The organism is Cobetia sp., assembly GCF_983723665.1.
This window is the reverse complement of sequence record NZ_CFDJES010000044.1, coordinates 1-12,475: the sequence shown is the minus strand read 5'-3', so window position 1 is coordinate 12,475 and position 12,475 is coordinate 1. Positions and strand designations below refer to the sequence as shown.

The window sequence follows — 12,475 nt, the reverse complement described above, 5'->3', positions numbered from 1 at the left end:
CGCACCTGCGCCACCATCGCCGGGTCATCGCCGACATGCAGCGCCGGATTGAAGCCGGCATACGGCCCCTGGCTGGGGCCGCTCTCACGCGTGGTCACGAAGGCCTGCACCGGGCTCGGCGCGGGCCAGTCCGGCAGTATCAGCGTCGGGCGTAGACTCTCGTCGTGCATAACCTCTCCTTGTGCGGCGTGTCGCGCGAGCCTGCCGCCTCAGCGAGCGATGTCTTCCTTGAGATAGTCGATCAACACCAGCATGTCGCCCGGCATCTCGGCGCGGAATTCGACTTCCTTGCCCGTGATCGGGTGGATGAAGGCGAGACGACGGGCATGCAGTGCCTGACGCGGGAACTGACGCAGCAGCTCCTTGAGCGGGTCACTGGCCCCCGGCGGCAGCTTCAGACGCCCGCCGTAGACCGGGTCTCCGACCAGCGGATAGCGCTGGTGCGCCATGTGCACGCGAATCTGGTGGGTACGCCCGGTTTCCAGCTTGCAGCGGATATGGGTGTGCCCCCGGAAGCGCTCCACTACGCGGAAGTGGGTGACCGCCGGCTTGCCACTGTGAGTGACGGCCTGACGCTTGCGGTCCTTGGGGTGACGCCCGATGGGCGCATCCACGGTGGCACCGGAGGTCAGCACGCCCGTGACGACGGCATCGTACTCGCGCGACACGGTACGGGCCTGCAGCTGCTCGACCAGGTCCGCCTGGGCGGTCAATGACTTGGCCACCACCATCAGCCCGCTGGTGTCCTTGTCGAGACGGTGCACGATGCCGGCACGCGGCATCATGGAATTGCCCGGACAATGATGCAGGATGGCGTTGAGCAGCGTGCCATCGTGGTTACCCGCGCCCGGGTGCACGACCATGCCGTGCTCCTTGTTGATGACCAGCACGTCGTCGTCTTCATAGACGATCTCGAGCTCGATATCTTCCGGCTCGTGGCTGACTTCTTCTTCAAGCTCGGCGGTCAGGGCCAGACGTTCACCGCCATAGACCTTCTCGCGGGGTTTGACGGCGGCACCGTCGAGGGTCAGCGCACCGGTCTTGATCCAGTGCTTGAGACGCTCGCGGGAATAGTCGGAGAAGATCTCGGCGCAGGCCTGATCAAGGCGCATGCCAATCATCGCCTCCGGGATCCGCTCTTCGCGGTTGATGGTGTCTGCCATATTGCTCTCTGAGGCCGTTTCGCACGAAAGGGCCTTTGCTTTATAGTGAGTGCGGATCGGCGGATTCTAGCATGCCCGCCATGGATTGCCCGAGATGAGGAAACCGATGCGCGCCCTTCCCTTGACTGCCCTCGCCCTGGCCAGCACCTTGCTGGCTGGCTGTGCGTCCAACGAGCCGGCACCGGATCTTCAGGAGCAGGACCTGTATCGTCAGGCCCAGGTTTCCTTGGATACCAGCCGCTTCAACTCCGCTGTGCAACAACTTGAAGCCCTGGATACTCGCTTCCCGTTCGGCAGCTACGCCGAACAGTCGCAGCTGGAGCTGATCTACGCCTATTACCAGGTCGACAACTGGGAGGCGGCACGCGCCGCGGCCAGCCGTTTCATTCGCCTGCACCCCGATCACCCGCAGGTCGATTATGCCTACTACATGCGTGGACTGGCAGCGTACAGCGCGGGTCGTTTCAGCCTGGAATCCCTCGATCTGATCGATATTTCCAAGCGTGACCTGGGCGCGACACGCGATGCCTACGTCGACTTCGGTGAGCTGGTACGTCGCTTCCCCAACAGCACCTACGCGGCAGATTCCCGTCAGCGCATCATCTATCTGCGCAACGTACTGGCGCGCGGCGAGCTGCAGACAGCCGATTTCTACCTGCGCAAGCAGGCCTATCTGGCTGCCGTGAAGCGGGGTGAGTGGGTCATTGAGCACTACCCTAACACTCCTGCCACCCGCGATGCGCTGGCCGTGATGGTCGAGGGCTATCTGGGCCTCGGTCTGCGTGACCGTGCCAGCGAGACGCTCAAGGTGCTGATCCAGAATGATCCGGACAACGAACGTCTGGATGGTCGTACCTTCGAGCCGCGTTACGTGAAGGCTGACGACCTGACGGTCTGACGACCGGCAGGCGTCACCATCGAAAAGCCCGTGATCATCGATCACGGGCTTTTTCGTGCTGCCAGCATGGCCAGAATCGTCGGATTCAGGCGCTTTCAGCGTCTTGCGCAAAGAATCCGCAATCCGTCATTCGCCGGCCACCCAGCCATTGACGATCGGATAGCGGCGGTCCCGCCCGAAGCCGCGCGGCGTGACGCGCACGCCTACCGGTGCCTGACGGCGCTTGTACTCGGTACGGTCGACCAGACGCACCACGCGATAGACATCCTCTTCCTCGAAGCCTGAGCGGATGATCGCCTCGGCGCTCATGTCACCCTCGATATAGTGGGTGAGAATCGCATCCAGGGTGTCGTAGTCCGGCAGCGAATCGCTGTCGAGCTGGTCTTCGGCGAGCTCGGCGGACGGCGGGCGCGTGATGACGCGCTCCGGAATCGCCGGGCCCATGGTGTTGCGCCAGTTGGCGAGACGGAACACCCAGCTCTTGTAGACATCCTTGAGCGCGTTGTAGCCGCCGACCATGTCGCCGTAGAGCGTGGCGTAACCCACCGCCATCTCGCTCTTGTTGCCGGTGGTCAGCACCATCAGGCCCTTCTTGTTGGAGATGGCCATCAGCAGCACACCACGGCACCGCGACTGCAGGTTCTCCTCGGTGGTGTCGCGCTCGCTGCCGGCGAAGCTCTCCGCCAGGGTCTCGGTGAAGGCCTCGACCATCGGCGCGATGGGCATCACCTCGTAATTCACGCCCAGCAGCCTGGCTTGCTCGGCGGCGTCTTCCTTGGAGATGTCCGCGGTGTAGTGATACGGCATCATCACGGCGTGCACGCGGTCCGCGCCCAGCGCATCGACGGCGATGGCCAGCGACAGGCCGGAATCGATGCCCCCGGAAAGCCCCAGCACCACACCCTTGAAGCCGCTCTTGTTGACGTAGTCACGCAGCCCGGTGACCAGCGCACAGTAGAGTGACTCCTCCGGCGACAGCAGCTCGGCGATCTCGCCACTCTGCGGCACCCAGTTGCCACCCTCTGCCTTGAGGAACTGCACCGGCATCAGGCCGACATCCCACCACGGCGCCTGCACGCAGGTCTTGCCGTCGGCATCGATGGCGGCAGAGCCCCCGTCGAAGACCAGCTCATCCTGACCGCCGATCTGATTGACGTAGACCAGCGGGCAATTGACCTCGGCTGCCCGCTCGGCGAACAGCTGATTGCGCTCGGCCGGCTTCTCCAGGTGGTAGGGCGAGGCGTTGAGGCTGACGAGAATCTCGGCACCGGCATCGCGCGCCTGACGGATCGGCACGCCGTCCCACAGGTCTTCGCAGATGACGATGCCCAGGCGGGCACCACGGCACTCGACCACACACGGCTCGCTGCCCGGCGTGAAATAGCGCTGCTCATCGAAGACCTGATAGTTGGGCAAGGCCTGCTTGGCATATTCGGCGATCCACTCACCATCCTTGAGCACGCCGGCCAGGTTGTAACGCTTGCCGTCACGCATGCCGGGGTAGCCGACGATGACCATCACGCCCGGCGCGACCTTCTTCGCCATCTGGGCGCGCGCCTCCTCGAGGCGGGATTCCATGGACTCGCGTAGCAGCAGGTCTTCCGGCGGGTAGCCGGTCAGACACAACTCGGGCAGCACTACGACATCGGCCTTGTGCTCAAGACTCGCTTCACGCACCGATTCGATGGCACGCGCAGTGTTGCCGGGAATATCACCGACCAGCGGGTCGAGCTGGGCCATCACCAGAGTCAGATCTTGCATGCGGTAAGGATCTCTCGATTGGCGGTTCGATAAGGGGCCAGTACACTGTGGCCAGACATCTGGCTCAGATCACTGAGCCGTGCACCGGCCCACCTGTCATCATGTTGGCCGCCATTGTCCCGCAAGGTCGCGCCGCTGGCAAAAGCCACGCGCGCCGCCTCATCTGGGAGTCATATAGGAATGAGCCTGTTGATCATCCGTCTGCTGGTTTTCGTCGCCCTGTTCTGGGCCGGCCTGCGCCTTTACCGCATGTATCGCCAATGGAAGCTGAGCCAGGACGACTACGGCAACGACAGCCCCGCCGAACGCGAGGCGCAGAACATGGTGCGCTGCGCCTACTGCGACCTGCATCTGCCGGAAAATGACGCCATCCGCCATGAGGCGCTGCACTTCTGCTGCCAGGAACACCAGCAGCACTTCCTCGACGAAGGACCGCGCAAATGATTCGCCACCGAGACGAGATGCTCGATGGCGAAAGACGGCAACCAATCCCTCAGGCCCAGCGGGTCTCACCGGCATTTGACGACGTATCCAGCGCAGCGATCTCGGCCAGCAGGGCCTCGGGCTGGTAGGGGGCGGGGTCGATGATCGGCGTACGCCCGAGCAATTGATCCGCCAACAGGCGGGTCGAGGCCGGCGCCAGTACCAGCCCATTGCGGTAATGGCCGGCATTGACGTGCAGGTGGCGGCGTTCAGGCACGGCACCAATGAAGGGCGTGCCGGTCGGCGAACCGGGGCGCAGTCCCGCCCAGTGGTGCTCGACCTCACACTCCGCCAGCGCGGGGATGATCTCGCAGGCGCTCTTGATCAGTGACTCGCGTGCCTCGGCGGTGGTCGCCTTGTCGAAGCCGACCTCCTCCAGCGTCGAGCCGGCCACGATACGGCCATCGCCCCGCGGTATCACGTAGCGTCCATTCTTGAGCACCACGCGCTCCACCAGCCCCTTGGGTGCCTTGAACAGCACCATCTGGCCGCGTACCGGCCGTACCGGCAGCGCAAGCCCCGCCTCACTCAGAATCTCTCGACTCCAGGCACCACCGCAGACCACGACCTGCCCGGCAGACAGCACCGAATTGGCGGTCTGTACGCCGATGGCGGTGTCGTCCTGCAGCAGAATGCCCTGCACCGCGACATTCTCCAGCAGCCGCACGCGCGGGTGAGCGTCGAGCGCGGCGCGCAGTGACTTGCCCAGACGCGGATTGCGGATGCTGCCCAGCGTCGGCATCCACAACGCCGACTCGCAACCGGGCGCGACCGCCGGAGCCTTGTCATAGACGAAGTCGGCGTCCACGCGCGTCAGCGGCTTGGTATATTCCCGGGACCAGGCCAGTGCCTGCTCGGCGTCCTCGACATTCAGGTACAGCAGGCCCTGCTGGCGATATTCGGGGTCGATGCCGGTGGTCTCGATCAGGCGCTCGGCCAGCGTGGGGTAGAAGCCTTCCGACCAGGCAGACAGGCGTGAGATCGGCGCGCTATAACGCCACGGATACAACGGCGAGACGATACCGCCGCCCGCCCATGACGCCTCACGCCCACACTGGCCTCGCTCGACCAGCGTGACCTCGGTACCGCCATCCGCCAGCTCCAGCGCGGTCAGCATGCCGATCACGCCACCGCCTACCACCACAAAGTCATTCACGCCTGTTCGCTCCTGCCATCAGCCCGAGAAAGGGATCAAGAATACGCCGCCCGCAAGGCGGTGCAAGCGAGCCGCGTGCAATCCAGCATTGCGCAGAGCCTCCAGCATTGAGCAGAGTCTCCAGCATCGTGCAGAGCCGAGCGCTTCACGGCTACCAGCAATCGCCGTCGCCGGTCGTATCGCGGACACCGGTATTGGTGAGGGTCAGCGCGGGGCAGTCGGCATCGGCGCTTTGAGGCGCCACCGCGGTCGCGATGAGCGTGAAGCGCGTGGTCGTGGCGCCATCCTCCAGGCTCAGGGTGTAATAGCCTTCCGGCGACTCGGTGGCACGCCCCAGTCCTTCCTCATCACAATCACTGTCGCCGGCGATGCTGGTCGCGTAGCCGCCGCAACGCGCCATGTAGCGCTCCTGGGCCTGGGCCAATGACATCAGCGCCGCCTGCCCATCGGCACGACGCGAGCGAATTACCTGGTCCTGATAGCTCGGGTAGGCGATCGCCGCGAGAATGCCGACGATGACGATCACGATCATGATCTCCGTCAGCGTGAAGCCTGAGGCGTACCGGCGCCGAGAGAGGCGCGAACGGGAAGAGAGAAGACTGGCCATGAAGTGCTTCCTTGAAGAACGTGAATGAAGGGCTTGAGTGAAAGACCAGGGCGCAAGACTCGGTTAAAAGGCTCAAGGCAAACCTGCCTGAAGGAAGTAAGCCCTGATGAAAGGCAAGGCGCCGCCACTCCGGGGAAGGCGTGGCGGCGCAGCGTGTCATCCTTGCCTCATATCGAGACGGGCTCAGCGCAGCTGATACCAGGAGACACGGCCGGTGTCCGTCGAGCTGGACACGTTGAGATCATAGGACGAGACACCACCCTCCTCGCTGCCCAGCGAACTGGTGCCCACGTAGACCGTATCACCGACACTGACACTGGATGTCGGTGTACCGCTCAACTTGACGCTGACGATGACATTGCCGACGGCGACGGTGTCATCAACGAGGGTACCGACCAGGTCATCAGCGCTGAAGGCCTCATCCTGATTGAAATCGAAGATGGTCACGTAGCTGCCTTCGCTATCGTCGTAGGTCGGCAGACCTGTCTCGGTGTCCAGCGCGACCAGCCAGCCACCGCCGGTACTTTCACAGAAGTTGGTTCCGGTACTGGACGTGCTGGTGGAGAAGACCACCAGATTGGAGAGCAGATTGGCCGGCTCGACCAGCTCTTCCTGCTCGGAGGTATCCAGATCCAGATACCAGCCGAAGCGATCCGTGTCTTGATCCTCGAGCTGGCTGGGATAGTAGGCAAAGCTGTCGCCGCCAAGGGTCCGGCCTGTCAGCTCGCCGTTGGTGTAGCTGCCGCTGACGAAGTTGCGTGCCTCAAGGTCACTGCGCGTCAGGCTGGTATGACTGCCGCCGGTATCCAGCACGGTGTAGAGGCTCTGCGTGACCCAGGCTTCATCTTCGGCGTCGGCGTACATGTCCTGGCCGGTCCCGAAGGACACCAGCAGATTGGGCGAGGTCATGGTGTGCGTCTCGCCGGAGTAGCGACTGAGTGTCGGCTTGACGGTGATCGGCTGCAGCGCGTCCGTCTGGCACTCCCCGCCGGTCAGGCTGGTAGCACAGGCCGTGAACAGGCGCGTGACATTCCACTTGCTGCTGTCGTCGTCACTGAGGTCAAACTTCCACAGTCGCCCCTGCAGGTCTCCGCCATAGGCGAAATCGACGGTGCCATTGCTGTCGAGGTCCGCGACCTGCAGGTTTGCCAATCCGCCGGTCACTCCGCTGGGGGACAGCTTGGCGATCACGCCGCCGGCATTGACTCCATCAAGCTCCAATGCGAACAACGTCGGCGCGGCGTTCTCATCGGCCGTTTCCAGCCCGTTGCCGACCAGCACCGCGCTGTCGCCGTTGTTGAGGGTGACGATATGCGCGCTGCCGTAGACATGCCCCATGTCATCATCGTCACTGGCACCGAATTCCCAGCGCACCACATCATCTTCATCGAAGTCTTCGCCTGCCACGGCCTTGGTGACATTGAGCGCGAACAGGCCGCGTCCACCGCCAGCGAGACCGGATACCAGCCACTCCTCACCATTCAGGCTGGCCAGACGCAGTTCACCGTCGACATAGTAGCGATGCTGATAGCCCGGGTCCGTCAGATACCCCAGCCCTGCGTCGTCCTCTTCGCTGTAGAGCAGTTCCGGAATATAGGCGAACTGCTCGTTGCCGGTCTTGAGGTCGAAGGCATGCAGCATGCCGTCGTTGGCCCCGACAAAGACACTGCCCTCTGTCGTCGAGTCTTCTTGAGTCACGACGACAGGCGACGAGCCGATGATGTCGCCCAGCTGGACGCCAGTGCGATTGCGCAGGCCATCACCTTCGTATTCATCGCTGCCCCGCAACCATTCGATCGCCGCCTCCACATGGTCATCGGTGGAGTTGCCACCGACCTCCATGCGCGCGAGATCATTGCGCTGGCTGGAGCTCAGACGGCCCGCATTGTCGGTCGTGAACTCGACTCCGTTGCCGCCGGACATGGTGAAGACCGTACGCGACTCAACACCATCCTCATCCGCCAATGCCTCACTCAACTGGGTGGCAGCACTCCAGACCTGGTCGTCATCCTCGACGTCCTTGCCCTCCTGTACCGACGAGGCCACCACATCACCCGTCCAGGTCGAGGCGGAATAGCGGCTCTCGATCAGTTGGCTATCCGTCTCGACACTGGCCGTGGTCAGGTTGGTGGAGAGGCCACTGACACTGTTGCCCACCGCGACGATCTCGGAGGCGATCGCCGCCAGGGCCGAGACGAGGTCCGTCGGACTGGAGGCATTGAAGTAGGAGCCCCCGCCATCGATCGCCGCCTGCTCCAGATCATCGATGGTGCTGGAGCTGCTCTCGATGACGCGATCCTTGTCATCCCAGTCGTCACTGGTCGACTCGACCCCGAACGCCACCGTATAGGTCGTCATCACCTGCTTTTCATAGGTCCCGCTTCCAAGCTTCGGCAAGAGATCATTATGAGCATAATAATAAGCGACATCCGCCAGCGTGGCATCACCGCCATAACTGTAGTTATAACTTTCCCGCCAGGTTCGTCCGTCACCATTGGCATCGCCGATCTTGCTTTCAATATTATTGGAGGCGGAAGAGTTTTCGGAGTTCCAGAAACCATCGGTGATCAAAACAGTGAAGTTCTGCTGACACATACCGCCTTCATCTTCGGAAAGAATCGGCGTGGAACCCAGGCTGGAGTAATTGTCACTGTAATATTCACCAGCGCGATAGAGTGCCTCACGCAAGGGCGTCGACACATAGGTGTTGCTTGAGCTGATTTCCGTTTTGACGATGGCATCCTTGATCTCATCAAGATGATCGTTGCCACTGTCACTTGTTGTGACGACTGATACCAGATTGCCCAGTACATTGGTGACATATTCTATGATCGAATCCAGAATATCATCGACCTTTACCTTGGTTGCCGTCTCTGAGCCGGGGTTGATGGTGATGAACCCAGTGCGGTACTCAATATCGGAAAGCAGCTCGAGACCGGCAGCCTTGCCGACATTCAAGCGACTGCGATAATAAGTGAACCAGTTGGCATAGTTGACCTGCTCATCCGGACTGAGATCCGAAACCTGCACTTCGCTGCTGTCACTGCAATTGCTGCCAGTGTAATAACGAAACTCGAGATCCGGGTCCGTCAGGTCAACCAGATTGTCTTCATCATCGCCTTCATTGAAATCAATCCACGCCGCTGCCGGGTCCATGTCATCATAACGTTCATCCCCATTTCCAGACTTCCAGGGCTGATAGATCTGATCCGGGTCATAGGCTTGGCTATTGGAGTCAGCACAGAAGTATTTGTTGGAAAGATCTTGCGGCTTGAAGACATATTCACAGGACCACTTCCATCCATTACTATATTTTTTCTCGACCTTCTCACATACCTGTCGCTTCTTGTAAAGCATGTTGTAGCCCTGATAGGAGCTACCACCATCAAAGGTGTCTTCCCAGGTCATCGAGCCCGAGTCATCCAGCACCAGCAGAACATTGGGCGTAACGCCGACACTCTGGGTGGTGGGCAACTGAAGTAGTGTGTCGCTGTCTGCCAGCACGGGCAAGGAGACCAGCAGTCCACCTGACAGCAAGACCGGCAGGTGAATACGACGCAAGCCGCTGCAGCGGGGTGAGTGCTTCGATTTCATCGATAGATTCCCTTCAATCGGCCATCATGATTTCGCTTTGCACCACTGCCAGTGCACGCTTCTTGCTATCAGGGTCACCTGCGCTCTCAAGACTCCAACCGGCGGCCGTGATGCGGAAGGCATTCAACAACTGACTGCTGCTCAGGTTATCGTCATTCAGAACGCCTTCCGTCGTCTCTCCGAGATACTCGATGACATAGTTGCCGTTGTCAGCCGCATCACCACTCAAGACACCTTCCCCCTCCCAGGCGTCTGCCTGCAGAGGATCGAAGTCCAGGTCCTCCCCCGCCGTGACGTCATAGAAGCCGTCCCCACCGAAATCATCCAGGGTCAGCTCCCCCTCGAGCAGACGACTCTCAGCCTGTTGCTGAAGGCTCTCGGCCTCCGCGTAGGCGTTGTCGTAGAACTGGGTATTCATCAACATGCGGGTCTGCAACTGGGTATCTTCATTGCCTGTCACCGCCATCACGCCCACCACGATCAGCATGATCAGCACGACCAGCAATGCCATGCCTTGCTGGCGTGGCGGCCTGGAAGAACTTGCCTGGTTCATAGACCGATATTCCTCGGGCTCAGGGTGATATCGAAGGTGCGTTGCAACTCACCGTTCCCCTCACCCTCGACGTTGATCGTCGGCGGCGTCTTGAGGGTCAGGCTGATGTGGATCCGTCTGACGCTGCTCCAGTCGTTCGCGGCTTCCACTTCCGCCACGCTGCGCTCCACGGCAAAGCGACTCGCGCTACCGCTGCCGGAGGCCGTATCGAAGGTCAGGTCCAACGCTTCGACGTATCGCGCCACTTCTTCGCCACAGCCTGCTGCCGGGTCGCCATCGACATCCTCGCCGTTCAGGCAGAGCCGAACGGGGGAGTCGTCATCGGCCTGTGACAGCAACAGGTACCAACGCTGCAGCGGATAGACATATGCCTGGGTCTGTATGGTGCCGCCATAGCCGTGCTCGACGGCGCTCGACAGATCGAGCGAGTTGTTGCCATCGCCCGAGAGGCGTGCGATGTCGCCGCTCTCACAGTCGCTGATCAGCACGACGCTATCCGTCTCCAACGTGCCGGAGGTGTAGTCCTCCAGGGTCAGCGAGGTATCGCCCTGGGCGACGCTCGCCCCGAGCTGCCAACCGCGCTGCGTTCCCAGCGCCGGTACCTGCAAGGCCAGACGGTCGTAGGTGATCCCCGCCACCGTGTCGGACTCGGCCGTCAGAGGAGAATCGGACAGCGCATGGCTCCCGGTGCCATCACTGACACTGCTCACCGACGCACAGCCGGAAAAGCCGGCATTGCGCACCAATGGCTGCAGGCGGCGTGTGACGTGGCGTGCAGACTCCTGCAGGTAAGACACGGCAGACGTGGTGTTGAGGGTCGAGCGCGAGGCCAGAAAGTATTCCAGCGCCATGGCGGAAATGAACAGTCCCAGCACCAGCGCCAGCATCAATTCGACCAGGCCGACGCCCTGCTGGGCACGCCGTGAGGGAATCGAGCGCGGCGCCCGAGGCGAGCGCGACGCGAAGGCTCGCAGCGAGAGGGAGGCTTTCGACGACATCAGGGCACCACTCGTATCTGTAGGGTCTCGCTCAACGCCTGAGCATCGGCGTCCATGCTGTCTTCGTTCTGCCCGAGCTGCGCGGCACCGCTCCAGCCGAGAGTCAGGGTGAGAAGGTCACTGCCGCTGCTGGCGATGGACCCGACCGGCGCGTTCAGACTGCTGTCCTCAAGCCTGTCCGCCCACACCGCCACATCACGGGCCGCAAGCTCGGCAACACTGCAGGGGCAACCGCCCGGATTTCCTGCCCCGGCAGTGGAAAGCCCATCGTAGTCATCCACGCCATCGGGATTGGCTTGAATGCGCTCTGCCATGCTGACCAGGAGAATACGGGCTTCGGTACGCGCGTAACTCTCGTTGTTGGCCTGCAGACTTTCCATCTGCATGAGCCCGAACCCCAGCAATGTCAGCCCCATCAACAGCAGAGCGATCAACGCCTCCAGCAGGCTGGTACCTTGCTGGCTACCGCTTGCACGGGACACGCCAAGCTCAGCAACTCTGGTCATCGCTGCCATAAGTCTCCGTCAATACTCGTCCGATGGGAGTCAATTCAAGCTGGCGATGGCCCTGCCCGCCCGACTGATCGCAGATCAACAACCAGGTGGAATCAGAGGTCGCGCCCTGATCATCGAAAGTCACGCCGGCAACACCCGCCTGCACGGTGATGGCGGCATCAAACACGCGCAACAGGTCATCGCCCAGCGACGCCCGTGCCTCGGCCTGACTGCCCTGCACCACCGCCCAGCCATTGCTCCAGCTGGTGGAATTCATGCAGGCGTCACCCTGCGCATTCAGGGGGCAGAGCGTGATGTCGTTGCCGCTGGCCACCGCCTCGCTACGCGCATAGTTGATGGAAGACACGAGCGTCTCGGCCGTGCCGGTGACGGCGTTGCGCGCGACCACCCCCTGCCAGGCGGGGACGGCAATCGTGATCGTGATCACGAGAATGGCCAGCGTGATCATCAGCTCAATCAACGTGAAGCCTTGCTGGCGGCCCTGCTGACATCCATGCCGAAGTGCAGGAAAAAGCTGCATCGTCTTACCCCTGAAAGCCACGCAGGCCAAAGCACCCTGCAGGGCGTGAAATTGGGCAATTTAACGTCTATGAACCACAGATGGAATCATTATGTTACACAAAATTACCCATCATTCCGAAAACTCCCCATAATCACCGTTATTCCATATTTCTCGACTGAACCTCATCCACCAGACAAAAAAAGCCCCGATCATCGTAGATCGAGGCTTCAGGCGCTTGCCATGCA

The 12,475-nt window shown here is 61.7% G+C and carries 12 protein-coding genes; 2 read left to right on the top strand and 10 right to left on the bottom strand.

Going from position 1 to position 12,475, the window contains the following annotated elements; genetic code table 11:
- A partial coding sequence (locus AC4FAH_RS06480) for a laccase domain-containing protein (protein ID WP_490245786.1) occupies positions 1–170 on the bottom strand: 170 nt, incomplete at its 3' end.
- A gap of 39 nt (positions 171–209) precedes the next feature.
- Positions 210–1,163, bottom strand: coding sequence for a 23S rRNA pseudouridine(1911/1915/1917) synthase RluD (gene rluD / locus AC4FAH_RS06475; protein WP_054556942.1), 954 nt, complete (start codon positions 1,161–1,163; stop codon positions 210–212).
- A 94-nt stretch (positions 1,164–1,257) separates the two neighbouring features.
- On the opposite strand from rluD, the gene AC4FAH_RS06470 reads away from it, so the two are divergent.
- A complete protein-coding gene (locus AC4FAH_RS06470) occupies positions 1,258–2,061 on the top strand; it encodes an outer membrane protein assembly factor BamD (RefSeq protein ID WP_054556941.1) in 804 nt (267 codons plus the stop codon).
- A 126-nt stretch (positions 2,062–2,187) separates the two neighbouring features.
- On the opposite strand, the gene AC4FAH_RS06465 is transcribed toward AC4FAH_RS06470, so the two are convergent.
- On the bottom strand, positions 2,188–3,822 hold the full coding sequence (locus tag AC4FAH_RS06465; protein ID WP_490245783.1) for an NAD+ synthase: 1,635 nt from the start codon (positions 3,820–3,822) through the stop codon (positions 2,188–2,190).
- 180 nt (positions 3,823–4,002) lie between these two features.
- On the opposite strand from AC4FAH_RS06465, the gene AC4FAH_RS06460 reads away from it, so the two are divergent.
- Positions 4,003–4,266 (top strand): PP0621 family protein, encoded by a 264-nt coding sequence (locus tag AC4FAH_RS06460; RefSeq protein ID WP_043337174.1) that lies wholly within the window; start codon positions 4,003–4,005, stop codon positions 4,264–4,266.
- Between the two features lie 49 nt (positions 4,267–4,315).
- Here the strand turns inward: AC4FAH_RS06460 and thiO are convergent, their stop codons facing one another.
- The 7 genes from thiO to AC4FAH_RS06425 all read right to left on the bottom strand — a co-directional run bounded on the left by thiO (position 4,316) and on the right by AC4FAH_RS06425 (position 12,248).
- The gene (thiO, locus tag AC4FAH_RS06455) at positions 4,316–5,461 is read right to left on the bottom strand and encodes a glycine oxidase ThiO (RefSeq protein ID WP_490245782.1); all 1,146 of its coding nucleotides are present in this window, start codon (positions 5,459–5,461) and stop codon (positions 4,316–4,318) included.
- A 151-nt stretch (positions 5,462–5,612) separates the two neighbouring features.
- On the bottom strand, positions 5,613–6,068 hold the full coding sequence (locus tag AC4FAH_RS06450) for a type IV pilin protein (protein ID WP_153636655.1): 456 nt from the start codon (positions 6,066–6,068) through the stop codon (positions 5,613–5,615).
- 183 nt (positions 6,069–6,251) lie between these two features.
- Entirely contained in the window at positions 6,252–9,662 is a 3,411-nt protein-coding gene (locus AC4FAH_RS06445; protein WP_225347384.1) for a pilus assembly protein, read from the bottom strand.
- Positions 9,663–9,675: 13 nt separating this feature from the next.
- Positions 9,676–10,215, bottom strand: coding sequence for a pilus assembly PilX family protein (locus AC4FAH_RS06440; RefSeq protein WP_225347385.1), 540 nt, complete (start codon positions 10,213–10,215; stop codon positions 9,676–9,678).
- Positions 10,212–11,213, bottom strand: coding sequence for a PilW family protein (locus AC4FAH_RS06435; protein WP_225347386.1), 1,002 nt, complete (start codon positions 11,211–11,213; stop codon positions 10,212–10,214). The genes AC4FAH_RS06440 and AC4FAH_RS06435 overlap by 4 nt, the downstream gene beginning before the upstream one ends.
- Positions 11,213–11,719 (bottom strand): hypothetical protein, encoded by a 507-nt coding sequence (locus AC4FAH_RS06430; RefSeq protein ID WP_131432817.1) that lies wholly within the window; start codon positions 11,717–11,719, stop codon positions 11,213–11,215. Before AC4FAH_RS06430 ends, AC4FAH_RS06435 begins: the two co-directional genes overlap by 1 nt.
- Positions 11,703–12,248 carry a GspH/FimT family pseudopilin gene (locus AC4FAH_RS06425; protein ID WP_215824657.1) on the bottom strand — a complete coding sequence of 182 codons (546 nt, stop codon included), beginning with the start codon at positions 12,246–12,248 and terminating at the stop codon, positions 11,703–11,705. Before AC4FAH_RS06425 ends, AC4FAH_RS06430 begins: the two co-directional genes overlap by 17 nt.
- Between the last annotated feature and the right edge of the window lie 227 nt (positions 12,249–12,475).